Genomic DNA, 26,621 nt, shown 5'->3' with positions numbered 1-26,621 from the left:
CGTTCCGTCCCGAACGGCAGGCGTCACTGCCACAACAAGTTTCATGCGGCCTGCCGCTGCAGATCAGCCAACACGATACGCAGCAACTGCTCGGCCCGCATCCGCTGCCACTCCAGCATGGAGTGCGGGCTGAAACGGGCCTCCTCGAACAGCGCGACCAGCTCGCGCGCGGACGCGTCGTGCAGGAATCCGCGATCGAAGGCGCGCGCCAACACCTCCGAGGGGGTGTCGGAGATCAGCGGCGCCACCTCCCGCGCCTGGGTCAGGCCGTACTCCATGGCCACGTAGCAGGCGATGATGGCCGTGCGGGGATCCTGGCCCGGCGCGATCATGGCCGCCAGACCCATCTCCGCGACCTTCGCCAGCGAGACCGCCTCGACGGGAGTGACCGGAACGGCGGTGCCGGGTTGCCGGGCCGGACGCCGGGACGAACTCACCGCGACCACGACCAGCCCCGCCATGGCCACCCCAACCAGAGCCGCCGCGCCGATGCCGACCAGCAGCAGCGCGGTTCCGGTGAGCGGCGGCGAGGAGATGGATTCCGGCGGCGGCGAAAGGGTTTGCACGGGAGCGTCCGCGGTCGCGCCCGGAGACTGGGTCGGCGCCGTCTCGGAGGAGTCGTCCCGGCCGGGTCCGACCAGGTAGACCGACACCGCCGCGGTGAGCAGCAGCGCGACGGCCGCCGCCCCGATCAGGGCCAGTAGCGCGACCCGGTTCAGCCGCACGGTCGGACGGTCCCGATCGTGATCGGGTTCCGGCATGGCCAGTGGCAACCGGTGCTGACTGTTGATCACTCCGGCTGCCAGGATGACGATCGAAACCAGCAGCAGCACCGGCATCAGGGCGATGGTGACCGCCGAGGAAGCATGCGGGGCATCGGGTCCGCCGGTGCCCGGCAGGTATCCGCGCAGGGCGACCACGGCAAGCGCCAGCAGCGCGATCAGTCCGATCGCGCGCGTTGCCACCGACCCCGCTCCAGTCACCACACCCCCTAACCGGAGTCCTGCAAAATCAGGCACATAGTTACATGCCAAGCGGTTTCTCTGGAGGGAAACGGCGAACACGGGTTACATGCAAATCCGACCTAAATAGGACCGGACGGTTCGAGAGGTATGTCGGCTATCTGCCCAGCAAGCACGGGGATACCGGTCGCACGATGGCTTCCGCCCGAGTGGGTCGTTCATTCACCACCCCGGCAAATCGGCGACTGTCAGGCGGGGGTGACAAGGGTTTGCCATGGTGACGCGGGCGAGGCCCACTGGCACATCCGGTCAGGGCGGCGGGCGTGGAGATTCACGCGAACCCGGTCGCCGATTCGGTCGGTGAGCCGAGATCGACTGGCAGTGAGCGGAACTCGCCGCCTGCCTACGGCCCGGCTCCGCACCTTGGACGGGCGCGGGCGCATCGTCGAATCCCTGTGTGCGAGGAAGCTCGATGCGCGATGCGACCGGGTCCTCGCGGAGTGTGCGGACTTCTACGCGATGCGGCGCACTCTGGCGCGCAGCCGGTTCAGGGGCGAATCGGACAGTGCGCGTGACGGATCGGGGAGAACGCGAGGCTGGTGCCGGGACGGCTGGGAGTGGGCGGGCGCCGGCAGCGGCTCGACCCGGACCGGCGCCGAGCGGTGCTCGACGAGTCGGCCGAGGGAGCGGAAGTCCCAGCCCGCGGCCAGCCAGGGCTCCGGATCGAGGGTGTTGCGAGCGTCGATGATCACTCCCCCGCGCGCGACCGTGCGCAGGAAAACCGGGTCCAGGTCCCGGAATTCGCTCCACTCGGTGAGATGCAGGACCACGTCGGCCTGGTGCAGGGCGGCAGCGGCGGTGGCGGCGTAGACCAGCTGGGGCGCGACGGCACGCGCGGTACTCGTTGCGGCGGGGTCGAATACGGTCACCTCGACACCGGCGGCATGCAGGCTGGTGGCGACGTCCAGGGCCGGGGAATCACGGACGTCGTCCGACAGCGGCTTGAAGGCCGCGCCGAGAATGCCTACGCGGCAACTGTCTTCGATTCCTCGGTCGCGCAGCAGTTCCAGGGTGTCGCGCACCACGCGTTCGCGGCGGCGCACGTTCACGGCGTCGACGTCACGCAGGAAATCGACCGCTTCACCCGCGCCCAGTTCGGTGGCGCGGGCGATCAGAGCGCGCACGTCCTTGGGCAGGCAGCCGCCGCCGTAACCCAGCCCCGCGCCGAGGAACTTGCGGCCGATGCGATCGTCGTGACCGAGCGCGTCGGCCAGCAGGGTCACATCGGCCCCCGCGATCTCACACAGCTCGGCCATCGCGTTGATGAACGAGATCTTCGTGGCCAGAAAGGCATTGGCCGAGACCTTGATCAGCTCGGCCGTCGGGAGATTGGTGATCACGACCGGGGAGCCCGCCGCGATCGGAGTCGCATAGACCTGGCGCAGCGCCCATTCCGCGTCCGGCGTCGTGACGCCGAAGACCAGGCGGTTCGGGTGCAGGGTGTCGAACACCGCGTGGCCCTCGCGCAGGAACTCCGGGTTCCAGGCCAGATCCACCGAGATGCCCGGAGGCACTAGTTCGGCGATATGCGCGGTGAGGGCCTCGGCGGTGCCCACCGGAACCGTTGACTTGCCCACGATCAGGCAATTGCGGGTCAGGTTCGGGACCAGACCGTCCAGGGCGGCGTACAGCTGGGAGAGATCGGCCGCGCCGTTCGGTCCGGGAGGCGTTCCCACACAGAGGAAGTGGACATCCGCGAAACGCGCGGCGGCGAGCAGCGAGGTGCCGAAGCGCAGACGGCCGGACGCGACGTGCCCGGAGAGCAATTCGGGCAGACCCGGCTCGTGGAACGGCACCCGGCCCGCGGACAGCGCGTCCGCCTTGGCCGGATTGTTGTCCACGCCGAGCACCTCGAAGCCGAGTTCGGCCATGCCCGCGGCATGCGTGGCGCCCAGATAGCCGGTGCCGATGACGGAGATGCGGAGCATCAGGAGGCCTCCTTGGAGAGCGGGCCGCAGAGGTCGGTCTGAGCCGAGTCGGGCATCAGCGCCTCCGCGATCACTTCGCGATAGTGGCGGACGAGCAGATCGTTGACGGCGGACCAGGAGCGGTTCCGGACACTGCGGCAGGCGGCGGACGCGGTGCGCGCGTGCAGGTCCCGGTCCTGCACCAGCCGCTGGACCAGCTCGGTCATGGCGGTGGCGTCACCGGGCGGGTAGAGGAATCCGGCGCCCGGTTCGACCACGTCGATCGGGCCGCCCGAGCGGGGCGCGACCACCGGGACACCGGAGGCCAGTGCCTCCTGCGCTGCCTGGCAATAGGTTTCGTGTCTGCCGGTGTGCACGAAGACGTCGAGGGAGGCGTACGCCGCGCCGAGTTCCTCGCCGTGCAGCACGCCGAGGAAGGCCGCGCCGGGCAGCAATTTGCGCAGCCGCTTCTCCTCCGGGCCACCGCCGACGATGACCAGGCGCACGCCCGGCAGCGGGCGCAGGTGCGCCAGCAGTTCGAGCTCCTTCTCGGGGGCGAGGCGGCCGATGTAGCCGACCAGGGCTTCGCCGTTGGGGGCCAGGCGCTTTCGCAATTCCTCGGACCGCCGGAACGGGCCGAACTGCTCCAGATCGACGCCGCGCGGCCACCGGGAGAGGTTGGGAATCCCCAGCAGTTCGAGCTGACGCAGACTGGCGCTCGAGGGCGCGAGAGTGCGATTCACCTGCAGGTGGATCCGCCGGGTGAGGGCGGCCATGGTCCGGACGCCACCCGGAAGGTCGTAGCGCTCGGCGAAACCCACCAGATCGGTCTGGTAAATGGCGACGGTCGGAACATCGAGTTCCTTCGCCACCCTGGCCGCCTGATAGCCGAGCGTGGCCGGCGACGCGATGTGTACGACATCCGGCTCGAATTCCCTGATGACTCGGCGCAATCGACGGCGGGTCTCCAGGCCGATCCGGAAGTCCCGATAGAACGGCAGCCGGGCCCCGCGCACCACGTGCACGCGGAACCCGGCGTACTCGGCCGGCCCGGTGGGCGCGACCAGCACTGCTTCGTGGCCCTTGGCCGCGAGATGATCCAGCACTCGCCGAACCGAATTGGTGACGCCGTTGACCTGGGGAAGGAAGGACTCGGCGACAACCAGCACTCGCAGCCGGCCGCCCGGGATACTCGGATTCCGTGGCTCGGAACCCCTTGCCTGCTCGCGGATTCGCATCGGTCCCCTCCGGTTCGGTGCTGCCTCCTGCAAGCACGGTAGGAAGCCGCCCGCAACGCCAGACCCCCTCCGCGTTGACGGCACGTGAACCGTGCCTGTCGATCGAGTCGGCGCGTTCACCGGTGCGTTGCCCTCCCGACGCGCGGGCGACCGGTACGGGCGACTACACCCGGACCGCAGCCTCCTGAACAGCGAGTTCACCGAGGCGGCTGACGGTGCGATAGAGGTCGGGAACCCGCTCGACCTCCGCGCTCAGCCGTTCCAGCGGGACCCGAGCGTGGATCGAGAGCTCGAGATCGGCGTCGTAGAGCACATCCACCAGGTTCACGAACCGCATCACCCACTCCGGGGGCACGGCGTCCATCGCGGGCACCTCGCAGAGGGTCCAGCGCTGATACCGGCGGGCCAGCTCCAGGAAATCGGCCGCAGACACAGGGATACCGCACAGCTGCGCGAAATCGACCGTCAGCGTGCCGCTCTCGGCCCGGCGGGCATGCAGGAGCCGATGCGCGATCGGCACCTCGGCAGCGCCTGCGGTTCCACACGGGCCGATCACCGCGCACGGGCCGATCACATAGTGCCCGGCCGCGAACCCCGTGCGCCGGCCACCGAGGCGGCGGTAATCCTGTGGGCCGTTGACCGACAGCACGTCGAGGTGCTCGAGGATCCGCTCGATGGTCGGCTCGAACATCGGATGCGCGATCGGGTTGGGCAGGAGCTGTTCCGGTGGGTAGTTCGAGGTCACCACGAGGGTGATGCGCCGGTCGAAGAGCCGCTCCAGCAGCCGGGCGACGAGCCGGGCGTCGCCGGTATCGTGCACGTGGAATTCGTCGAAGCAGATCAGATCGGCGTCACCGAGCAGCGCGTCGGACGCGGCGTCGACCGAACCGTATTCGTGGATGGCCGCGTTCAGTTGGGCGAAGAAGCCGTGAAAGTGCAAGCGCCGCTTGCGCTCGGTGCGCACCGAGGCGAAGAACCGGTCCATCAGCATGGTCTTGCCGCGTCCCGGCCCGCCGTACAGGTACAGCCCGCGGGGACGGCGGAACCGCCTGCCGACGCGGGCCGCGACGGCGTCGAGGCGGTCGGCGGCGATCAGCTGATCGCGGTCCAGAACGATCTCCGGGGTATCCATGGCGGCCTCCCTGCCCGTCTCTACATCCGTAGAGCCTCCTCTATAGTTGTAGAGGATCGAGCGACCGCGGAGGGCCCACAGTGATCACTTCCACACCCGAACGCCGCACACTGATCGTGGATTGCGCCATCGATCTCATTGCGGCACAGGGACTCCGGGCTCTGACCCACCGCGCCCTGGATACGGCACTCGACCTGCCCCCGGGCTCGACCTCCTACTACTTCCGCACCAAGCGCAGGCTGATCGAGGCCGTCGTCGAGCGGATCGCGCTGCGCTCACGCATCGATTTCGCCGCGGCGAACACCCTGCGCCCGCCCCCGGGCGGCCCCGGCGAACCGGCCGATCCCAACGACCCAGCCATCCTGGGTGAACCGGACCCGCCCGGGGAACCGGCCGCGCTCGTCGAATCGGCCGTCCCCCACGATCCGCCCGCCCGGACAGATGCGGACATCCCGGCCCGGAACATCGCGACCTGGCTCGATCAACTACTGGCACACCGCCGTACCCATCTGATCACCCGCCACGCCCTCATCATCGACCTGCTCGGCGACCCAACCCTGCACGAACGGCTCACCGGCTGCCTGTTCTCACACCGGCACGCGACCAGCCTGTTCCGCTCGCTCGGATCCACCGATCCCGAGACCCGGGCGGCCGACTTCATCGCCGTCATAGAAGGCCTGATCTTCGACCGATTCGCGGGCGCCAGAACAGCACTCACCCCCGGCACACCCGCCAGCGTCGACCAGCTGGCGAGGGTCCTGGCCGTTCACCTCACAGGTTCTGTGTGATCCTCAGGTCCGGCCACGGCGGCCGCCGCAGCACCGCCAGCGTCGAGAGCGCCGCCGCCACCAACCCCGTCAGCACGCCGATGGTCGCGATCCGCGACCCATCGATGGCGGCCTCGTACCGAACCTGCCCGTCCTTCACCGCGAACACCCCGATCACCCGAGGCCCCCCGAACCACCCTCCGGCGCTGTACGCCGTCACGATCGTCGTGCCGTCCGCGGTCTCGTAGGGCGCGCTGTACACAGCGTCGGCCCCCAATGCCACGGCTTTCTCGACCTGTTCCCGCACAGTGGTCATCCTGAACCTCTTCCCCGTGGCCCGAAGTCCCCAATCTACGCCGCAGCACCGATGAAAAACCCCGGACCGCGAGCAGATGCTCGCGGTCCGGGGTGAATTGCGCTGGGCGACTGTTGTTGTCCGGTGGCCGGGTTCAGTTGGTGGTGAGGACCAGGCCGGAGGTGGGGACGCCGGTGCCGGCGGTGACGACGATGTTCTCCAGGGCTTGGACCTGGTTCACCGAGGTGCCGCGGATCTGGCGGACTCCTTCGGCGATGCCGTTCATGCCGTGGATGTAGGCCTCGCCGAGTTGGCCGCCGTGGGTGTTCAAGGGCAGGCGCCCGCCCAGTTCGATGGCGCCGTCCTTGATGAAGTCCTTGGCCTCGCCGCGTCCACAGAAGCCCAGTTCCTCGAGCTGCATGAGGACGAACGGGGTGAAGTGGTCGTAGAGGATGGCGGCCTGCATGTCCTCGGGGCGCAGGCCCGACTGTGACCAGAGCTGGTCGCCCACCAGGCCCATTTCCGGGAGACCGGTCATGGCGTCGCGGTAGTAACTGGTCATCACGTACTGGTCGGCGCCGGAACCCTGTGCGGCACCGGCGATCACGGCCGGCTTGTTGGGGAGATCCCTGGCCCGCTCGGCGCTGGTCACGACGATCGCGACGCCGCCGTCCGTTTCCTGACAGCAGTCCAGCAGGTGCAGGGGCTCGGCGATGAAGCGGGACGCCTGATGCTCCTGCAAGGTGATCGGCTTGCCGTAGAAGTGCGCGGCGGGATTGACCGCGGCGTGCTTGCGATCGGCGACCGCGATCCGGCCGAAATCCTCACTGCGCGCGCCGTATACGTGCATGTAGCGGCGCGCGACCATGGCCACCTGGGCGGCCGGGGTGCCGAGGCCGTGGGTGTAGGAGAACGCGTTGTCCACACCGGAGGAAGTCGCGTTGCCCGCCAGCTGCGTGGAGAACTGGCCGAAGCGGTGCCCGGAGCGCTCGTTGAAAGCCCGGTACGCCACAACGACATCCGCGACACCGGTGGCCACCGCCATCGCGGCCTGCTGCACGGTCGCGGCGGCCGCGCCACCACCGAAGGGGATGTTGGAGAAGAACTTCAGACTCGGGATACCGGCGGCCCGGGCCACGGCGGACTGGGTGTTGGTGTCCATCGTGAAGGTGGTCAGACCGTCCACGTCCGCCGGAGTCAGGCCCGCGTCCGCGAGTGCGGCGGTGACCGCCTCGGCGGCCAGGCGCAGTTCGCTGCGCCCGGAGTCCTTGGAGAAATCCGTCGCGCCGATGCCGACGATTGCGGCCTTACGGCTCAAGCCGGTCACTGCGGTGCCTCCTGCAGGGAGATAACGGCTTTCGCCGTGATGTGGTCGCCGAGACTGTCCTTGCCGACCACGTCGATGGCGATATCGTCGCCCGCGACGGCGGTCACCGTGCCGGACAGCGTCAGGGTGTCCCCCGCGTACAGCGGGACGCCCAGACGCAGCGAGATCGACTTCACGATGGCGCGGGGACCCGCCCAATCGGTGACGAAGCGCTGCACCAGACCGGTGTCGGTGAGGATGTTGACGAAGATGGTCTTCGATCCGCGCTGCACGGCCTTGTCCGGATCGTGGTGCACGTCCTGGAAATCGCGGGTGGCCAGCGCGGAGCTGATCACGAAGGTCGGATCGGCCTCGATCACCAACTCCGGCAGCACGGTTCCGACCTGGATCGAGGCGGGTTCGACGAATGCGGTCACAGAACTGCCTTCCAGTACGGCACGGTGTTGTCCTCGTCGAGGGCTTCGAAACCGACCTCGACCGCCTGCCCGATCTCCACCGCGGCGGGATCGATGCCGCGCAGCTCACCGAGCATGCGGACGCCCTCCTCGAGCTCCACCAGGGCGACCACGAACGGCAGCGCCCGGCCCGGCACCTTGGGCGCGTGGTGCACGACGAAGCTGAAGACGGTGCCGCGGCCGGAGGCCACGACGTAGTCGGTCTCCTTGGACTTGTCCTGCCAGATGGCGGGCACCGGCGGATGCGCCAGCGTGCCGTCGGGCTTGCGCTGCACCCGCAGTTCACCGGCTTTTGTTCCGGCCCAGAAGAATTCGGTGTCCTGGGAGACCACCGGACGCACCCGCTTGCTGAGGTCCTCGGCCGGGTCCGGCTTGGGCGCCCCCGTCCCCGGCGCGAACTTCAGTATGCGGAAGAGCATTTCGGTGACGAGCTCGTCCTCGACGTACCAGCTGGTGCGATAGGTGGCGAACCACCCCTCACCGAGTCCGGTCCGCTTCGGACCGACCAGCGAGTCCAGGCTCGAGCGCACCGTCACCTGCTCACCGATCCGCAGATAGCGGTGGTAGGTCTGCTCGCAATTGGTGGCGATGACCGAGGTGAAACCGGCCGCGTCCAGCAGCTCGTTGGTGACCGTCATCGGATCGTCCGCCGCGCGGGCGCCGTTGAGCCCCAGCATGGTCCACACCTGCGCCATGGCGGGCGGTGCGACGATCCCGGGATGTCCGGCGGCGCGGGCGGCCGCCTCGTCGACGTAGATCGGGTTGGCGTCCCCGATCCCCTCCACCCAGTTGTTGATCATGGGCTGGTTGACCGGGTCCCGCGCCAGACGCGGGTCGCACTGACCGGCGTCCTTGATCTTCTCACCGGCCGCGCGGATCTCGTCGGCCGTAAAGCTCTGCGTCACAGGGTGACTCCTATCTGGGGACGCGCGGGAGCCGCAGGCCCATTTGAGCGATCAGTTCGCGCATGACCTCGTTGACGCCGCCGCCGAAGGTGACCACCAGGTTCTGCTTGGTGCGCTTGTCCAGCCACACCAGCAGTTCGGCGGTCTTCGGGTCGGCCGGATCGCCGAAGCGGCCGACGATCTCCTCGGCCAGCCGGCCCGCCTCCTGCAGGGCCTCGGTGGAGAACACCTTGGTCGCCGACGCGTCCGCGATCACGTCCGCGGGGGCCGCGTCGGGACGTTCCATGTTCGAGGCGACCTGCCAGTTCAGCAGCTCGTTGAGCCGCACCATGGCGTGCAGCCGGCCGAGGGAACGCCGCACATCGGCGTCACCGAGCACACCCTGGCGCTGCGCCCACTCGTGCACCCGGTTGTAGAGCTGCTCGATCTTGCCCGACGGTCCCAGGCTCACCCGCTCGTGGTTGAGCTGGGTGGTGATGAGCTTCCAGCCGCCGTTCTCCTCGCCGACGATCATGTCCGCGGGAACGCGCACATTGTCGAAATAGGTGGCGTTGGTGTGATGCGCGCCGTCCGCGGTGATGATCGGCGTCCACGAGTAGCCGGGGTCCTTGGTGTCCACGATCAAGATCGTGATGCCGCGGTGCCGGGACTCCACCGACCCGGTGCGCACCGCCATCCAGACGTAGTCGGCCTCGTGCGCGCCCGTGGTGAAGATCTTCTGCCCGTTGACGATCCAGTCGCCGTTGGCGTCCTTGACCGCACTGGTGCGCAGCGCCGCGAGATCGGTGCCCGCCGACGGCTCGGAGTAGCCGATCGCGAAATGCACGTCGCCGGCGAGGATTCCGCGCAGGAACTTCCGCTTCTGCTCATCGGTGCCGTACGACTGCAGGGCCGGGCCGACGGTCAGCAGCGTCACCAGTGGCACGGGCACGTCCGCCCGGACCGCCTCGTTGTAGAAGATCTGCTGTTCCACCGGGCCGAAGCCCTGGCCGCCGTACTCCTTGGGCCAGCCGACGCCGAGCCAGCCGTCCCGGCCCATCCGGCGCACCACCGCACGGTAGGCGTCGCCGTGGCGGTTCACCAGCATTTCGGCTTCTTCGTCGGGGGTGACGAGATTGGTGAAGTACGAACGCAATTCGTCTCGCAGCGTCCGCTGTTCCGGGGTTAGGTCGATGAACATCTGGCTCCCAAACGGTCCAGCCGGAACGATTCGCCGCCCAACCAGCGCGCGATGTCCTTGGCCTGTGAGTAGTAGCGGTGCAGCGGATGGGTCACGTCGACGCCGATGCCGCCGTGCAGGTGATGACACTTCTGCAGGGCCGCGGGCAGTTCCGAGGCGACCGTGTACGCCAGTACGTCGAGATCGTCGTCAGTGCGCTCACGATGCTGAGCCGACGCATCATCCTGTGCCAGTGCCCAATTCGCCGAGACCGCCGCGGCATGCAGGGTCCGCGAGACCACGTAGACATCGGCGATCTGTTGCGCCACCGCCTGGAACTCGGCCAGCGGGCGGCCGAATTGCTCACGGGTGCGCACATGTTCGGCCGTCAGGGCGAGCACGCCTTTGAGAAGACCGTCGGCGACCGAGCCCATACAGGCCAGCGCCTGCCGGTGCAGATCGGCGATGCCGTCCGGCAGCAGCTGCTCGGCCGGAATCTGCACCGAGTCGAATGTCAGCGAAAACTCGGGCACGCCATCGGAAGTCGGGCTCGCGGTCCGGGTGATGCCGGGGGCGTCTCCGTCCACGACCGCGACGCCGCCGTCGGTGGGCACCAGAATCCAGCGAGCGGTGTCGGCGTACGGCACCGCCACCTTCTGCCCGCTGATCCGCACGGTCATACCGTCGGGCACGGCCGTGGTCTCGGGCTTGGTCGTGAACGGAGAACCGACTTCGTGCAGCGCCGCGGTCAGCACAGCGCCTTCCGCCACGGCGGGAAATACCTTCTCCGCCAAGATGTCCGGCACGCCGATCGCCAGCAGCGGCAGTACGCCGAAGCCGAGTGTGGTGAGCGCGGGGATCTGCACGGCGTCGGTGGCCAGCTCGGTGAGCATAGCCGAGACCTCGAGCAGGCCCATGTCGTCGCCGCCGAAGCGCTCGGGTAGGGGCACGGCCAACAACCCACTGCCGGTCAGGACCGGCCACAGCGCTATATCGCGTGCACTTTCATGTTCCAGCAAACTTACGACAACCTCGGCGACAGCGTCCTGGCTCTCGTCCCTGGTGAAGTCCAATTTCGTGCTCCCGGTAAGAGGTGTGAGCTAGTGGGCTAGCCGTGCGAGTCGCGCGGCAGCCCGAGGATCCGTTCACCGGCGACGGTCAACAGAATCTGCTCGGTACCGCCTGCGATCGACAAACAGCGTGTGAGCAGGAATTCTTTCACCACATCGGTATCGAGAGCACCCGCCGCTCCGGACACTTCGACGGCAAATTCGGCCACCGCCTGACGGTGTCGCACACCGACCAGTTTGCGCACACTGCTCTGCGCGGCGGGGTCCCCGCCGGACAGCAGCTTCTGCGCGGCGCGAGCTTCTAGCAACGTTCCAGCAACCGATTCGGCGATGAGCCCGCCCAGTCGATCGGCCACCACTTCGACGCCCGGGCCCGAGACGGGCGCGGCGGCGATCAACGCCTCCAACTCCGCCCCGATCCCCTTGCCGCCCATGGCGACCCGCTCCGCGGTCAAGGTGGAGCGGGCGATCTTCCAGCCGTTCTCCAGCTCGCCGACCAAGCCTTCGTCCGGGACGAAGACATCGTCGAGGAAGACCTCGTTGAATCGCGCCTCACCGGTGATCTCCACCAGCGGGCGAATGTCGAGTCCGGCGCTGTTCATGTCCACCACGAAGTAGCTGATGCCCTTGTGCTTCGGCGCGGCGGTATCGGTGCGCGCCAGGCAGATACCGTGCGTGGCCTGATCCGCGAGCGAGGTCCACACCTTCTGCCCGCGCAGCTTCCAGCCGCCCTCGACCCGCTCGGCCACGGTGCGCAGCGCCGCCAGATCCGAACCCGCTCCGGGCTCGGAGAACAGCTGGCACCACACCACCTCCCCGGTCAGGGTCGGCAGCGCGAAGCGCTCGATCTGCTCGGGCGTACCCCACTGCAGAAGTGTGGGAATCGCCCAGTTCGCGATGGCCAGCTCCGGCAGGTCGATGCCCGCCCGACGCACCTGGTCGTCCAACCAGGAACGCGTGATCGGGCTCGCGCCCCGGCCGTAGGGCGCGGGCCAGTGCGAGGCCAGCAGGCCCGCCTCGGCCAGCGCGGTGCGCTGCTGCGCGAGCGGCAGCGCGGCGATCTTCGCCAGGTCGGCGGCCAGCACCGCGGCCTCGGCCGCGTCCATCCCGACCACGTCCCAGATCGAGTCGCCCTCGGCGGCAACGGCTTCCGGCGCATCCTCGGTCAACCCGAGCGCACCCAGGTCGAGTCCGACCGTGCGGCGCTGACCGGCCCGGGTCAGTTCGGTGACCCGGGCGCGCCAGCGCGCGCTGCCACCGAGCAGCTGTCGCAGCGCGGTCGCCCGGCGCAGGTACAGGTGCGCGTCGTGCTCCCAGGTGAAACCGATTCCGCCCAGGACCTGAATGCAGTCCTTGGCGGTCTCCACGGCGGCGTCCAGCGACACGGTCAGCGAGATGGCCGCGGCCAACTGCAGTTCCGCACTCCCGGAATCCACCGCGGCGGCCGCGTCGGCGGCAACGGAGCGAATCTGTTCCGCCCGGCACAGCATCCACGCGCAAATGTGTTTCACCGCTTGGAATTCGCCGATCCTGCGGCCGAATTGTTCACGCACCTTGGCGTATTCGGTCGCGGTCTCCAAGCACCAGCCGGCGATACCGGCGGCCTCGGCGGAGATCAGCACGGCGGCCAGATCGAGCACGTTCTGCGACGGCTCGAACAGATGGTCCTGCGGCACAGCAACTTCCGTGCACACCACCCGTGCCAGCGGCGAGGTGAGGTCCAGCGGGTTCAGCGGCTCCACCCGCACCCCCGCCGTATCGGCGTCGATCAGACACCAGAGGTGCCGCTCGCCCTCGCGTACCGGGAGCAACACCGCGGTGCCGGGTGCCGCGCCCAGAACCGAGTCCCACTCACCGGACACGACGGCCCCGGAGCCGTCCACCGATATCGCGATTTCGCCCTCGAGGGCGACGCCGCAGGGCGTATTCTCGTCGAGCATCTCGGCGGCAACGAGTCCCGCCAGCGCCGTCGAGAGCACCGGCCCGCCGACCAGATCATGCGCCGCCTGCTCCACCAGAACGGCCAGATCCGCGACGGACCCGCCCGCTCCACCGGATTCTTCCGCGACCGCCACTCGGAAGATTCCGAGGTCGGCCAGGCGCGACCAGTATTCGCGCCAGTAATCGGTTGCACCCGTTCGCATTGTTGCAATTGGGCGCACCGCTGCGGCCCATCCGCGCATCGACTCTTGGACGGCTTTATGCTCGTCAGTGGTGGCTATGGTCACACTCCATACCGCCTTTCCGGCGTGACTTCCATCCCTAGAACATGTTCTAATGTTCCGGTCGGGCGGAAGTCAAGCGCCGTCCGGTCGCGGTACAAAACGATTCGCGTAGGAAAGGACTTTCAACAGATGGCCAGTCCCTCCCGATCGCAGGCCGCCGACGGGGTAGCCGCTGCGCCCAGTGCGCCGGCGACCGGGCGCACCGCGCCCGTCACCACCCTGAGCGAAGACGACCTGAGCTCGGCTGCCCAGCGCGACCGCCGCAAACGCATTCTCGATGCGACCCTGGCACTGGCCTCCAAGGGCGGCTACGACGCGGTTCAGATGCGAGCCGTCGCCGAACGCGCCGATGTCGCGGTCGGCACGCTCTACCGGTATTTCCCGTCCAAGGTGCACCTGCTGGTGTCCGCGCTCGCCCGTGAATTCGAACAGCTGGAGGGCCGGCGCAAGCCGCTCGCCGGCGGCGACCCGCGTGAACGCATGCACCTGATGCTGACCCAGATCACCCGGGCCATGCAGCGCGATCCGCTGTTGACCGAGGCCATGACGCGAGCGTTCATGTTCGCCGACGCCTCCGCGGCCGCCGAGGTCGATCGCGTCGGCAAGGTGATGGACCGCTTCTTCGCCCGTGCGCTCGCCGACGACAATCCGACCGATCGCCAGCTCGCCATCGCCCGCGTCATCAGCGATGTGTGGCTCTCGAATCTGGTTGCCTGGCTGACCCGCAGGGCTTCCGCGACCGACGTCACCGAGCGCCTCGAGCTGACCGTCGATCTGCTCATCGGCGACAAGTAGGCGTTTTTCCGGCGCCTCGGCCCCGATATCGGGCGAACGTGGCACGGAGAGATTTCGCACAGTGCGCGAACGCATCCCGGGCGTTCGCAGGAGAACCGCAGCGGGGCTGCGCACCCCCGGAGGGTGCGCAGCCCCGCTGCGTTGTATGGCATCGCTACTGGTCAACAGGCCGGAACCCCAACTCCACCAGCGAAAATCGGACACCTGGTGAACGGCGGGAAAGCGTCTTGTAAACGCTATGTATCACCACCAGAACAAGCGGGTAATCCACAACCAGTAGCATCACTCGCGCCCTGAAAAATCTCCTCCTATCACTAGGTTGGATGCGTGAGCGCACAGGATTTGTCACTCGAACTTCGCCGTGCGTTGGCGGCCATTGCCCGCGTGCCACGGCTATTGGTCGCCTCCGACTACGACGGGACCATCGCGCCCATCGTCTCGGACCCGGCGAAGGCCTATCCCCATCGGGAGTCGGTGAATGCGCTGCGCGCGCTCGCCGGACTCACCGGCACCACCGCCGCAGTGATCTCGGGGCGTGCCCTGCGTGATCTCGCGGCCCTGTCCAGGCTGCCCGTCGAGGTCCAGCTGATCGGAAGCCACGGTTCGGAATTCGACGTCGGCTTCGTGCACGCGATCGACAACGACGCCAAACAGTTACTGCAAGAGGTAACCAACACACTGACCCAGATCGCTCAGGACAATCCGGGCGCATCCGTCGAGATCAAACCCGCCAGCGTTGCCCTGCACGTCCGCAACGCCAGCCCCGAGATCGGCCGCCGGGCACTGGTCGCGGTCCGTCAGGGGCCGGCCAGCTGGGTCGGTGTTCAGGTCACCGAGGGCAAGGAAGTCATCGAACTCGCGGTCGTCGAGACCGACAAGGGCGCGGCGCTCGATATCGTCCGGCACCAGCAGGGCGCCTCGGCCGCGCTGTTCATCGGCGACGACGTGACCGACGAGAAGGCGTTCACCCGCCTTTCCGGGCCGGACGTCGGGATCAAGGTCGGCGACGGCGAGAGCCTCGCCAAGTACCGGGTCGCCAGCACCGAAGAGGTCTCCAAGGCACTGGCCTTCCTGCTCGAGGAACGCCGCACCTGGCTGGCCGGAGCGAGCGCACCCCGGATCGAGCGGCTGACCATGATGGCCAGCCCGCGATCCAAATCGCTCGTCACCCCGGACGGCACCATCACCTGGCTGTGCCATCCGGAACCGGATTCGGCGGCGGTGTTCGCGCACCTGCTGGGCGGTCCCGGGGCCGGACACTTCACCATTCATCCCGAGCGGGCCGGACTGCCGCTCTCGCAGCGATACCTCGACGGCACCATGACCGTCGAAACCCGTTGGGCCAGTTTGTCCGTCGTGGACTACATGCCGCACGACGTGGTGTCCGAGCGCACCGACCTGACCCGGGTCATCACCGGCGACACCAAGGCCATCGTGACCTTCGCGCCGCGACCGGAATTCGGTCAGGTGCCGGTGCGGATCGTGCCCGCCGCGGGCGGACTTCGGGTGCAGGGCACCAACGATCCGATGGTGCTGCGCTCCCCCGGCGTCGACTGGGAGATCATCGACGAGGGCAATCACCACACCGCCCGCGCCGTGGTCGACCCCTCCAAGGGCCCCGTTGTGCTGGAAATGCGCTGCGGCACTTCGGATCTCGCTCCGTGCATGACTCCCGAGGCGGACCGTCGCCGGGAAGCCGAACGGTACTGGGCGGATTGGGCGACCACGCTCGAATTGCCGCCGCTCAAGCCGGATCTCATGAAGCGGTCCGCGCTCACCCTGCGCGGACTCGTGCACGCGCCCTCCGGCTCCATCCTCGCGGCGGCGACGACCTCGCTGCCCGAGGACATCGGCGGCGTGCGCAACTGGGACTACCGGTACTGCTGGCTGCGCGACGCGTCGCTGACCGCGGCCGCCCTGGTATCGCTCGGCTCGCTCGGCGAGGCCGAGGAGCTGCTGGCGTGGACGCACCGGGTGCTCGAGACGCTGCCCGGACCCGAGCGACTGCACCCGCTGTACACGCTCTACGGCGAGACGCTGCCGCCCGAGGCCGTCATCGATCAGCTGCCCGGGTACGCCGGGTCGCGGCCGGTGCGCGTCGGCAACGCGGCGAACATGCAGGTGCAGCTGGACGTGTTCGGGCCGATCGTGGACCTGATCTCGCAGCTCGCGCACGCTCGCGAGCGCAAGGGCATCAACGATCCGAAGAAGGCTCTGCCGGACGCGGATTGGGAGCTCGTGCACGCCATGGTGTCCGCCGTGCAGCGGCGCTGGCGGGAACCCGACCACGGCATCTGGGAGATCCGCGGCAACCCGCGGCACCACGTGTACTCCAAGGTCATGGGCTGGCTGACCGCCGATCGCGCCATCACCCTGGCCCGGCAGTTCGACCGCACGGTCGATCCCGAGTGGGAAGTGTTGCGCGACACCATTTCCGACGAGGTCAAGGACCAGGGCTGGAACGAAGAGGTCCAGTCCTACACCGCCGCCTACGAGGGCACCGACCTCGACGCGGCCACCCTGCACATCGGGCTCAGCGGGCTCATCGACCCGTCCGATCCGCGCTTCGCCGCCACCGTCGTGGCGACCGAAGCCGAACTCCGCAGCGGTTCCACCGTCTACCGCTACCACCACGACGACGGCCTCCCCGGAGGTGAGGGCGGCTTCCACCTCTGCGCCGCCTGGCTCGTCGAGGCCTACCTCCTGATCGGCAAGCGCGAGGACGCCGAGGCGCTCTTCGCCCAACTCGTAGACGTGGCAGGCCCGACCGGCCTCCTCTCCGAGGAATACGACCCGGTCGCCGAACGATCCCTCGGCAACCATCCGCAGGCGTACAGCCACCTCGGCCTCCTGCGCTGCGCGCAGCTGTTGAGTCTCCCCCGCCACTCCGTGACTTCAGCGCACAGCTAGGAGCCCATACCGTCCGATTCGCGCAACGGCGGTCGGGCACCACTCGAGTTCCGGACGTGCCCGGCGGGTCACCCCGCCGTCACGAAATCGGCTGGCACCGCTCCTTCGCCGCGGCCCCCACGAATATCCATTCGTGGGGGCCGCGGTCGTCCGGCGGGGACGTGTTCAGCAACACATCTGCACGCCGCGATTCGGGTGGGGGTGGACAGGTGCGCTACATTTTATTGGCAATCGTTTTCGTTATTGTTAAGCAGGCTCAGGAGTATCCGCGTGAGAAGAAGCTTCGCCAAAGGATTCGCCGCGTTCGCCGCGAGCCTCGCCGCCGTGGCCACCCTGACCGCCTGCGGAAACGCGAAAGACGGCTCGGACGGGCTGACCGTGCTCGCCTCCACCAATGTGTGGGGAGATATCACCCAGGCCATCGCCGGGCCCGACGTCACGGTGGAGTCGCTGATCAGCGATCCGACCGTGGACCCGCACTCGTTCGACTTCTCCCCCGTGCAGGCGGCCAAGGTCAGCGACGCCGACCTGATCGTCTACAACGGCGGCGGGTACGACGAGTTCATCGACAAGGCCATTTCCGGCAAGAACAAGCGCGCCGTGAACGCCTACGAGAGCATCACCGGCGAGAGCGGCGGGCACGATGACGGACACGAGCACGCGAACGAGCACGTCTGGTACGACCTGCCGGGCGTCGACAAGGTGGCCGGGCTGATCGCGGACGGACTCGGCGCACTCGACCCCGAGCACAAGCAGGCCTACCTCGACCGCGCCACCGCGTTCCGTGCGCAACTCGCGGGCATCGAGGCCGTCAGCGCCAAGACCGCCGCCGAGCACCCGAATCAGCCGGTCCTGCAGACCGAGCCGCTCGCGTACTACCTGCTGACCGCGGCCAAGGCGCAGGACCGCACCCCGCACGCGTTCCAGGAGGCCGTCGAGCAGGGTACCGATCCCTCACCCGCCGACGTCGCCACGGTCCGTGATCTGCTGTCCGGCAAGCAGGTTCGCGCACTGGTCTACAACAAGCAGACCGAGGACAAGACCACCGAGGATGTGCGGGCCTCCGCCGAGAAGGCCGGCGTGACCGTCGTCGAGGTGACCGAAACGCTCCCCGCCGGGCTGGATTACGTAAAATGGATGACCGGCAACGTCTCGGCACTCGCCGCGGCGCTCGCCTGAGCTCCGCCGCCATGTCTTCCACCTTCGCGTCGAGTGAGGGAGTCGCGCTGACCGAGCCCACAGAACGGGTCCTCCCGCAACCGTCGAGCGCATCCGCGCCCGGCGGTTCGCTCGCGCGCGAAACCCGTTCCGCCGCATCCCGCGACGCCGGCTCGACAGCCCCCGCCACCACCCGGACCGCCCCAGCCGCCGACACCGGGAGCGCCGCCATGGACACCGAACCCGATCTCGCCGTGGACAATCGCGCCACCGCACCCGATGCCGGTTGCCCGGCCACGGGCCGCGGCGGATCCACTCCGGCGGATCAAGCGGCCGGTACCGCCGACCATGCCCTGCGCACCGACGGCGCGACTCCCGCCACGACGACACCCGAGCCCGACGCGGCGCGCGCGGATCTCGATGCCTCGGCACACGGCGCAACCGTCGATTCCTCGGCGGGAAGCGTTGCCGCCCAGGGACAGACGCGAGATGCCGTAGTCGGCGGCGGGGTTTCGGGCACGGCCCCCGCGGTGCGGCTCACCGGTGCGCGATTGTCGTTCGGAGCGCGGACCCTGTGGGACGGGCTGGATCTGGAGATCCAGCCCGGTGAATTCATCGCGGTGCTCGGCCCCAACGGGTCCGGGAAGACCTCGATGCTGCGAATGCTGCTGGGGCAGTTGGCCCTGTCGGCGGGAACGGCCGAGATCTCCGGCGCCCCGGCGCGGGTCGGCAATCCGGATATCGGGTATGTGCCGCAGCAGAAGACGATCGACGGCGGTGCGCAACTGCGCGGAGTCGACCTGGTCGGGCTCGGCGTGGACGGGCATCGGTGGGGAATCGGCTTCCGCGATCGCAAGGAGCGCAAACGCAAGGTGACACAGGCCATCACGGATGTGGGGGCGGAGAAGTTCGCCTACGCGCCGCTGGACGTGCTCTCCGGCGGTGAGCAGCAACGACTCCGGGTGGCGCAGGCGCTGGTCGGGGATCCCAAGGTGCTGCTGTGCGATGAACCCCTGCTGTCACTGGATCTGGCGAATCAGCGGCTGGTGTCCGAGCTCATCGACCGGCGGCGGCGCACACACGACACCGCCGTGCTCTTCGTGACGCACGAGATCAATCCGATTCTGCCGCTGGTGGATCGGGTGCTGTACCTGGTGGACGGGAAGTTCCGGATCGGCACCCCCGACGAGGTGATGACCTCCGAGGTGCTCTCGCAGCTGTATCGGACCGAGGTCGATGTACTGCGAGTGCGGGGCCGGCTGGTCGTCGTCGGCACCGGCGACGCCATGGACGCGCTCGGCGCGGACAGCGCACAGCACTGCCACGGGCAGAACCCGAAGGCGGGCGGCGCTGCGCGCGTGGACGACGCGGAGCCCGACCGTGGCTCCTCCGCCGGCGCCGTCGGATCGCGCAGCGGCGCCGGAGCCGGCGATGACATGAACGGGGCGCGAGCATGATCGACAAACTGTCCACGGTGTTTTCGCAGATGTTCGACTTCTCGACCACCGCGCACCTGCTCGGATACGACTTCGTGCAGCAGGCGGTGCTGGCCGCCGCGCTGCTCGGGCTGCTGGCCGGTGCCATCGGGCCGCTGATCATCAGCCGGCAGATGTCGTTCGCGGTGCACGGCACCAGCGAGCTGTCGCTGACCGGTGCGGCGGCGGCGCTGCTGGCCGGAGTCGGCGTCGGAATCGGCGCGATCTTCGGGTCGGTGGTGGCGGCCGTGCTGTTCGGAGTGCTGGGTTCACGTGCCCGCGAACGGGATTCGGTCATCGCCGTGGTGCTGTCCTTCGGACTCGGCCTGTCGGTGCTGTTCCTGTGGCTCGGACCCGAACGCGCGGGATCGAAGTTCTCGCTGCTCACCGGGCAGGTGGTGAGCGTCGGCTACAGCGGGCTCTCACTGCTGGCCACCTGCACCGCCGCGGTGCTGATCGTGCTGGCCGCCATCTACCGGCCGCTGCTGTTCGCCAGCACCGATCCGGAAGTGGCTGTGGCACGCGGGGTTCCGGTGCGTGCGCTGTCCATCGTGTTCGCGGTGCTGCTGGGCGTCACCGCCGCGTTCGGCGTGCAGATCGTGGGCGCGCTGCTGGTGCTGTCGCTGCTGATCACCCCCGCCGCCGCGGCCGGTCAGCTCACCGCGAGTCCGGTGCGCGCGACGATCCTCGCGATCGTGTTCGCCGAGATCGCCGCTGTCGGAGGCATTCTGCTGTCCCTCGCCCCCGGTGTTCCGGTCTCCACCTTCGTCACGACCATCTCGTTCGCGACGTACCTGATCTGCCGCCTCATCGGCTCGCGCACCCGCAATCGGCGCCGAGCCCTGACAGCCGCCTGAACCTTCCGGCGCTCCCCGCACTCGATCTGCCGTATGAGAGGCGGCAGATCGTGCCCGGGCGCCCTCTCGGAGCGACACCCCTCGTCCCGCTCCGAGAGGGCGCCTTCGAGACGGTGCCTTCGAGAGGGCGACGGCGTATCAGCTCAGCGGGAGCCCTCTCCCGCCAGCGCGAAGAGGCCGTCGGAGGTCTGTTCGATCAGGCCGTCGAGCAATAGCGAATCCAGTGCCCGGTCCCGCTGGCCCGGGTCTCTGGTCCAGGCCAGATCCAGGCGGACGCGTTCGACCGGCCCCGTCGAATCCCGCAGGACATCGAGCAGGCGGCCGCGGGCCTGGCGGTCGGTGCCCTCGAATTTCTGGACGCGGCGGACCACGTCGGAGGCGGGGCGGCCGGCGGAGATCCACGCGCAGCTCGGAAGCGGGCAGTTGTCGCAGGCGGGGTTCCGGGCCGTGCAGATGGTCGCGCCGAGCTCCATCAGGGCGGCGGAGAAGGTGGCCGCGCGGGCGATGTGCGCGGGCAGCAGGGCCTCGGTCTCGCCGAGATCGCGGGTGGCGGGGTTACCCGCTTCGGCACGGCCGTGCACGGCGCGCGCCACGACCCGGCGAACATTGGTGTCCACCACGGGAACTCGCTGGCCGTAGGCGAAACACGCTACGGCGCGCGCGGTGTACGCGCCGATGCCCGGAAGACCGAGCAGCACATCGACATCGGCGGGAACCTCGTCGCCGTGCTCGCGCGCCAGCACCTGCGCGCACTCGTGCAGGCGCAGCGCACGGCGCGGATAGCCGAGCTTGCCCCACGCGCGCAGCACCTCACCCTGCGGCGCGGCGGCCATGGCCGAGGGCACCGGCCAGCGCGCCACCCACTCGCGCCAGATGGGCTCGACCCGCACCACGGGCGTCTGCTGCAGCATGATCTCGCTCATGAGGATCTGCCAGGCGCTCACGCCCGGTCGTCGCCACGGCAGGTCCCGGGCGGTCTCCCGGTACCATTCGATCAGCACGTCGCTGTCCACTTCGACCCTTCTCCCGGCCCGAACGCCGGAACATCCACCGGCATCACGCGCGATGCTATCGAGTCGCGCCGACATACCCGAACGCTATTGGTGCGAGGCCGCCCGAAACCCCGTCCACGCATCGACAACCCGTTCGCAGGACGACCCTCCCCGATTGTCGGGACAACAGCCGACGGGCGGGCCATCCTCGGATCGACACCATCCGCACGGCACCACCGTCCGCAGCACGACGCACGCTCGGGCAAGGCATCGGCGCACCCGCACGCGAGCACTCTCACCGCCCGCGACGCCCTGTCGCCAGATCGTCTTTGCCCGACCGTAACTTTATGGACTCGCCGGTAACCGAAGGGCTATGGAAAATGGGACACATGCCGCATTCCAACCCGATCAGTGCATGGAAAGCCCTGCGTGAGGGCAACGAGCGCTTCGTCAACGGCGCATTGCAGCACCCTAGCCAGGGAATCGCCGACCGCGCGAAGCTCGTCGGCGGGCAGCAGCCGCACGCCATTCTCTTCGGCTGCGGCGACTCGCGCGTGGCCGCCGAGATCATCTTCGACCAGGGCCTGGGCGAGATGTTCGTGGTCCGCACCGCCGGTCACGTCGTGGACAGCTCGGTGCTGGGCTCCATCGAGTACGGCGTGCACGTGCTGAAGGTTCCGCTGATCGTGGTGCTCGGCCACGACTCCTGCGGCGCGGTCTCGGCCACCATCGACGCGCTCGACAACGGCAATGTGCCCGGCGGCTTCATCCGCAGCGTCGTCGAACGCGTCACCCCGTCCATTCTGCTCGGCCGCCGCGAGGGTCTCAGCTCGGTCGACGAGCTCGAAGCCCGGCACGTCGAGGAGACCGCGCGCCTGCTCATGCAGCGTTCCATGATCATTTCCCAGGCCGTGGCGACCGGCGAGTGCGCCATCGCCTGCGTCACCTACAACCTGGGCGAGGGCGAGATCCGGCTCAAGCGGGTCATCGGCAATATCGGCGAAGTGGCCTGACCGCGAGCACATCCCGGTGACCAGGGTTCTCGGCGCTGAGCTGGGCGGGTTCGAGAAGCGGCGAAATCTACCTGCCTCGTATGCCGTTTCACCGCCGACACGCCGAGACCCTGCCGGGGATGCGAGAGACGGTGCCCTTACCGTTGGGGCGTGCTGGAACCGAATGGACCGCTGCCGCCGGAAATCTACTGGCGCCGTCGCGCGCTCGCGATCGGCGCGATCGTGGTCGCGCTCGCGATAGTGCTGTGGGTGGGCTTCGCGCTGCTGCGCGGAGGCGGTGACGATCCCAAGGCCGACGCCAAGGGCGCCACCTCCACGTCCGCGACCACCAAACCCTCCGGAAGTTCCTCCGGCGCACCGGACTCGGCGTCGGCGTCGGCCAAGCCGTCCGCCTCGGGCGGCAGCGCCGCGCCCGCGGCCGCACAGGGCCAATGCCCCGACCAGTCCCTGGCCGTGAAGGTGAACGTCGGACAGCCCACCTACAAGACCGGTGAGCAGCCGGTGTTCGGCATCGTCATCACCAATATCTCCAGCTCTACCTGCGAGCGCGACATGGGCTCGGGGCTGCAGCTGGTCTCGGTGCAATCCCTCGACGGGCAGCGCCGGCTCTGGTCCAGCACCGACTGCTACCCGGACGGCACACCCGATGTCCGCGCACTGAATCCGGGCCAGCAGGCCGCGTTCACCGTGACCTGGTCCGGGGCCACCTCGCAGCCCCAGTGCGCCGGTGACCGGGTGGCGGTGCCCGCGGGGCCGTACACCGTTGTCGCTCAACTCGGTTCGGTGCGCAGCGCCCCGGAGCCGTTCAACATCGCCTGATCCGGGCTGTTCGACACCGCCTGATCCAGGCTCGTTCGACACCGCCTGATCCAGGCTCGTTCGACACCGCCTGATCCAGGCTGTTTCGACACCGCCTGATCCAGGCAGTTCGACACCCGCCTGATTCCAGCACTCGCGATACGTGCGGGGCCGGGGCACACTACCTGTGCCCCGGCCCTGTCCGGTCGCAGGGGGCCCGGTTCGGCCGCGCCCCGAGGGGTTCAGGCGTAGCCGTGCTCGCCGATCCGCGCCAGCCCCTCGCGGATCCGGCCCGCCAGTTGGGCATTCATCCCCTCGACCGCCTCCAGTTCGGTCTGCTCGGCCCCCAGCAGCGCCCGGAGCGTGCCGAAGGCGTCGATCAGGGGTTCCACCTTCCGGAACGGCACCCGCGGGATCTGGGCCAGCAGGCGATAGCCGCGCGGGCCGACCGCGGTGTCCAGCGACTCCAGGGTGGCCGGACGGCCCAGCGCGGGAGCGAGATTCGCCAGTTCGAGCAGATCGTTGTCCGCGAGCGCGTCCAGCCGGGCCAGCGCCCGATCCACCTGCGCCTCCCCCACCACCTCACCGACCACGTAGTCGCGCACCAGCAGTCGGCGCAGATTGTCGGTGTCCACCACCTGTTCGGTCAGCTGCAGGGCGATCTGACGGCCGTCCACCCCCAGTTCCAGCACATCCCGCTCGATCCCGCCCGCGGTGCGCCGCATGAGCTCCAGGCAGTGCATCACCGTGAGCACGTCGCGCAGCGTCGCGAAGTCCTCGATCTCCAGCCCGGACAGGCGGCGGGTCAGCTCGTCGAGCCGGAATCGATAGCGCTGCAACGTCGCCATGGCCTGATTCGCCCGCGAGAGGATGGCCGAGGAATCCTGCACCGGATACCGCTCACCGTTCACGTACACGGTGACCAGACCGGTGGAACTGCTCACCGAAACGATCGGATAACCGGTTTGCCGGGCGGTGCGTTCGGCCGCCTTGTGCCGCGTCCCCGATTCCACCGTCGGCAATCCCGGATCGGGAACCAGATGCACATTGGCGCGCACGATTCGGGAACCGTCGGTGGAAAGAACCACGGCCCCATCCATTTTCGACAATTCACGCAACCGGGTCGGTGAGAATTCGACATCCAATTCGAATCCGCCGTCGCACAGTCGTTCCACTCGTTCGTCGTAACCGAGCACCACCAGACCGCCACTGCCCGCACGCAGAATGCGATCGATTCCGTCCCGCAATTGCGTTCCGGGCACCAGCCGCGCGATCACCTCCGGCACCGGATTCGGTGAATTGTCCTGCGCCCCGACGATTTCGGAATCGCCGATATCGAGATCGCGCCCGGCGACCACTCCGGAACGGCCGATCCGGCCCAGCCATTTCTCGCGCTGTCCGCGCGCCGCCATCACTCGCCCGCCGCCGCGCGGTCCCGGCGCCGGGGACGCAGACCGGTGATCGCCAGGGCCGCACCGAGATCGGAGACCTCGCGCAGCTTCATACCGCGGCTCACGCGCTCCACACCCGGGGGCACCAGCGCCTCGGTGAAGCCGAGCCGCTCCGCCTCCGCGAGCCGGCGCGAGAGCCCCGTGACCTGGCGCACCTCCCCCGCCAGGCCGACCTCACCGAGCACCACCATGCGACTGGGCAGGGCCCGGTCCTGACTGGCGCTCGCGATGGCAAGGGCCACAGCCAGATCCGCCGCCGGCTCGATGAGGCGCATGCCGCCCACCGTGGCGGCGTAGACGTCCTGCTTGCCCACATAGACCCCGCAGCGGCTCTGCAGCACGGCCAGGACCATGGAAACGCGGTTGTAGTCCAGACCGCTCACCGCACGCCGCGGCGCGGGCACCGAGGTGTCCACGGTCAGACCCTGCACCTCGCCCAGCATCGGCCGCTTGCCGTCCATGGCGACGGTGACAGCGGTGCCGGGCACCGCGCTGTCGCGGTGATGCAGAAACAGGCCGGACGGGTCGTCCACGCAGTGGATCCCGGCCTCGCGCATCTCGAAGCAGCCCACCTCGTCGGTGCTGCCGAACCGGTTCTTGACGCCGCGCACCATGCGCAGGGAGGTGTGCTTGTCGCCCTCGAAGTGCAGCACCACGTCCACCAGGTGCTCGAGTGTGCGCGGACCGGCCACCGCGCCGTCCTTGGTGACGTGTCCGACCAGCAGCACCGCGATCCCGCTGGACTTGGCGAGCGTGGTGAGCGCCGCGGTCACCGAGCGCACCTGGGTGACGCCGCCGATCACGCCGTCCACATCGCCGGCCAGCATGGTCTGCACCGAGTCGACCACCAGCAGGGTCGGGCGCACCTGTTCGACATGGCCGAGGATGGTGGCGAGATCGGATTCGGCCGCGAGATAGACCTTTTCGTGCACCGCGCCGGTCCGGTCCGCGCGCAGGCGCACCTGGCCCGCGGATTCCTCGGCGGTCACGTACAGCGCGATCTCGTCGCGCGAGCGCGCCCAGCGGTGCGCGACCTCGAGCAGCAGGGTCGATTTGCCGACCCCGGGCTCGCCGGACAGCAACACGACCGACCCCGGGATGATGCCCCCGCCCAGCACCCGGTCGAGCTCCGAGACGCCGGTCGAGCGGGACTGCGTGAAGTTGGCGTCCACGCTGGAGATCGGCGTCGCCGCCGTGCTCGGCAGCATGGCGCGCCGCCCGGTCGCCGCGACGGGCGAGGCCATGGCGGCCTCCGCGATGGTCCCCCAGCCCGAGCACGAGGGGCAGCGGCCCACCCACTTGGCGACCTCGTATGCGCAGTCCGCGCAGCGATACATCGATTTCACCTTGGCCACGCGGGCAGCCTAGTCAGCGGGGCCGACAGGGCTCGCAACCCGCGCCGCCGGGCCCGCACCGGGCCGCTCCGCGCGCCCTGCGGCTCACCCGCGCGCCCCCTCTTCCCCGCCCCTTCCGGACGGTGCGATCGCCTTCGCAGGGATCGGGCACCTCGGGCATGTGGGCCCTCCGGCGCGCTACGCCGCCGAGCAGCTAGCCCGCCTGGCTCTACCCTCGCGACTCGACCGCGGCCGCACCCGGACCGGGTACGAAGAACGCCGCACCCGCCTCGAATTGCGAAGGGGGTGCGGCGTTTCGGTGTTCGGGGTGAAGCC

21 protein-coding genes and 1 pseudogene are annotated in these 26,621 nt (G+C 68.9%); 8 read left to right on the top strand and 14 right to left on the bottom strand.

Annotation, left to right across the window (positions count from 1 at the left end; genetic code table 11):
- Window positions 1–41 precede the first annotated feature (41 nt).
- The 4 genes from NJ1_RS25175 to zapE all read right to left on the bottom strand — a co-directional run bounded on the left by NJ1_RS25175 (window position 42) and on the right by zapE (window position 5,299).
- A complete protein-coding gene (locus NJ1_RS25175; RefSeq protein ID WP_245717576.1) occupies window positions 42–965 on the bottom strand; it encodes a DUF4129 domain-containing protein in 924 nt (307 codons plus the stop codon).
- Between the two features lie 509 nt (window positions 966–1,474).
- A complete protein-coding gene (locus NJ1_RS25170) occupies window positions 1,475–2,950 on the bottom strand; it encodes a UDP-glucose dehydrogenase family protein (protein WP_067698629.1) in 1,476 nt (491 codons plus the stop codon).
- Complete coding sequence (locus NJ1_RS25165; RefSeq protein WP_218025262.1) at window positions 2,950–4,104, bottom strand: glycosyltransferase family 4 protein; 1,155 nt, start codon at window positions 4,102–4,104, stop codon at window positions 2,950–2,952. The genes NJ1_RS25170 and NJ1_RS25165 overlap by 1 nt, the downstream gene beginning before the upstream one ends.
- A gap of 226 nt (window positions 4,105–4,330) precedes the next feature.
- On the bottom strand, window positions 4,331–5,299 hold the full coding sequence (gene zapE / locus NJ1_RS25160) for a cell division protein ZapE (protein ID WP_067698625.1): 969 nt from the start codon (window positions 5,297–5,299) through the stop codon (window positions 4,331–4,333).
- Between the two features lie 80 nt (window positions 5,300–5,379).
- Between zapE and NJ1_RS40665 the strand changes: the two genes are divergently transcribed.
- On the top strand, window positions 5,380–6,087 hold the full coding sequence (locus NJ1_RS40665; protein WP_067698624.1) for a TetR/AcrR family transcriptional regulator: 708 nt from the start codon (window positions 5,380–5,382) through the stop codon (window positions 6,085–6,087).
- Here NJ1_RS40665 and NJ1_RS25150 read toward each other — a convergent pair.
- From NJ1_RS25150 to NJ1_RS25120, 7 genes are all read right to left on the bottom strand, one after another.
- Entirely contained in the window at window positions 6,071–6,382 is a 312-nt protein-coding gene (locus tag NJ1_RS25150; protein ID WP_067698622.1) for a hypothetical protein, read from the bottom strand. The genes NJ1_RS40665 and NJ1_RS25150 overlap by 17 nt on opposite strands.
- Window positions 6,383–6,515: 133 nt before the next feature.
- Window positions 6,516–7,688, bottom strand: a complete 1,173-nt coding sequence (locus tag NJ1_RS25145; protein WP_067698620.1) for a lipid-transfer protein — start codon at window positions 7,686–7,688, stop codon at window positions 6,516–6,518.
- A complete protein-coding gene (locus NJ1_RS25140; RefSeq protein WP_067698618.1) occupies window positions 7,685–8,104 on the bottom strand; it encodes a MaoC family dehydratase in 420 nt (139 codons plus the stop codon). The genes NJ1_RS25145 and NJ1_RS25140 overlap by 4 nt, the downstream gene beginning before the upstream one ends.
- Window positions 8,101–9,048, bottom strand: coding sequence for a bifunctional MaoC family dehydratase N-terminal/OB-fold nucleic acid binding domain-containing protein (locus NJ1_RS25135; RefSeq protein WP_067698616.1), 948 nt, complete (start codon window positions 9,046–9,048; stop codon window positions 8,101–8,103). Before NJ1_RS25135 ends, NJ1_RS25140 begins: the two co-directional genes overlap by 4 nt.
- A gap of 10 nt (window positions 9,049–9,058) precedes the next feature.
- A complete protein-coding gene (locus NJ1_RS25130; RefSeq protein ID WP_067698614.1) occupies window positions 9,059–10,228 on the bottom strand; it encodes an acyl-CoA dehydrogenase family protein in 1,170 nt (389 codons plus the stop codon).
- Window positions 10,213–11,280, bottom strand: a complete 1,068-nt coding sequence (locus tag NJ1_RS25125) for an acyl-CoA dehydrogenase family protein (protein WP_067698612.1) — start codon at window positions 11,278–11,280, stop codon at window positions 10,213–10,215. Before NJ1_RS25125 ends, NJ1_RS25130 begins: the two co-directional genes overlap by 16 nt.
- A gap of 35 nt (window positions 11,281–11,315) precedes the next feature.
- Window positions 11,316–13,505: an acyl-CoA dehydrogenase family protein gene (locus NJ1_RS25120; protein WP_067698610.1), complete on the bottom strand. Its 2,190-nt coding sequence runs from the start codon at window positions 13,503–13,505 to the stop codon at window positions 11,316–11,318.
- A 126-nt stretch (window positions 13,506–13,631) separates the two neighbouring features.
- Between NJ1_RS25120 and kstR the strand changes: the two genes are divergently transcribed.
- The 5 genes and pseudogenes from kstR to NJ1_RS25095 all read left to right on the top strand — a co-directional run bounded on the left by kstR (window position 13,632) and on the right by NJ1_RS25095 (window position 20,697).
- Complete coding sequence (gene kstR, locus NJ1_RS25115) at window positions 13,632–14,297, top strand: cholesterol catabolism transcriptional regulator KstR (RefSeq protein WP_084478789.1); 666 nt, start codon at window positions 13,632–13,634, stop codon at window positions 14,295–14,297.
- A 327-nt stretch (window positions 14,298–14,624) separates the two neighbouring features.
- Window positions 14,625–17,207 (top strand): trehalose-phosphatase, encoded by a 2,583-nt coding sequence (otsB, locus tag NJ1_RS25110; RefSeq protein WP_067698608.1) that lies wholly within the window; start codon window positions 14,625–14,627, stop codon window positions 17,205–17,207.
- A 264-nt stretch (window positions 17,208–17,471) separates the two neighbouring features.
- Window positions 17,472–18,386, top strand: coding sequence for a metal ABC transporter solute-binding protein, Zn/Mn family (locus NJ1_RS25105; RefSeq protein WP_157574198.1), 915 nt, complete (start codon window positions 17,472–17,474; stop codon window positions 18,384–18,386).
- Between the two features lie 509 nt (window positions 18,387–18,895).
- Window positions 18,896–19,669: pseudogene (locus tag NJ1_RS25100) on the top strand (metal ABC transporter ATP-binding protein); the annotation flags it as partial.
- 149 nt (window positions 19,670–19,818) lie between these two features.
- Window positions 19,819–20,697 (top strand): metal ABC transporter permease, encoded by an 879-nt coding sequence (locus NJ1_RS25095; RefSeq protein ID WP_067698604.1) that lies wholly within the window; start codon window positions 19,819–19,821, stop codon window positions 20,695–20,697.
- A 143-nt stretch (window positions 20,698–20,840) separates the two neighbouring features.
- Here NJ1_RS25095 and NJ1_RS25090 read toward each other — a convergent pair whose 3' ends face one another.
- Window positions 20,841–21,710 carry an iron-sulfur binding domain-containing protein gene (locus NJ1_RS25090; RefSeq protein ID WP_245717575.1) on the bottom strand — a complete coding sequence of 290 codons (870 nt, stop codon included), beginning with the start codon at window positions 21,708–21,710 and terminating at the stop codon, window positions 20,841–20,843.
- Between the two features lie 368 nt (window positions 21,711–22,078).
- Here NJ1_RS25090 and NJ1_RS25085 point away from each other — a divergent pair, with 368 nt between their 5' ends.
- Both NJ1_RS25085 and NJ1_RS25080 read left to right on the top strand, forming a co-directional pair.
- Entirely contained in the window at window positions 22,079–22,702 is a 624-nt protein-coding gene (locus NJ1_RS25085; protein ID WP_067698821.1) for a carbonic anhydrase, read from the top strand.
- A gap of 150 nt (window positions 22,703–22,852) precedes the next feature.
- On the top strand, window positions 22,853–23,521 hold the full coding sequence (locus tag NJ1_RS25080) for a DUF4232 domain-containing protein (RefSeq protein ID WP_067698602.1): 669 nt from the start codon (window positions 22,853–22,855) through the stop codon (window positions 23,519–23,521).
- A gap of 221 nt (window positions 23,522–23,742) precedes the next feature.
- Here the strand turns inward: NJ1_RS25080 and disA are convergent, their stop codons facing one another.
- Both disA and radA read right to left on the bottom strand, forming a co-directional pair.
- Window positions 23,743–24,912 (bottom strand): DNA integrity scanning diadenylate cyclase DisA, encoded by a 1,170-nt coding sequence (disA, locus tag NJ1_RS25075; protein WP_084478786.1) that lies wholly within the window; start codon window positions 24,910–24,912, stop codon window positions 23,743–23,745.
- Window positions 24,912–26,306: a DNA repair protein RadA gene (gene radA / locus NJ1_RS25070; RefSeq protein WP_084478784.1), complete on the bottom strand. Its 1,395-nt coding sequence runs from the start codon at window positions 26,304–26,306 to the stop codon at window positions 24,912–24,914. Before radA ends, disA begins: the two co-directional genes overlap by 1 nt.
- Between the last annotated feature and the right edge of the window lie 315 nt (window positions 26,307–26,621).

Source organism: Nocardia jejuensis NBRC 103114 (assembly GCF_001613145.1).
GTDB lineage: Bacteria > Actinomycetota > Actinomycetes > Mycobacteriales > Mycobacteriaceae > Nocardia > Nocardia jejuensis.
This window is presented reverse-complemented; position numbering and strand designations above follow the sequence as displayed.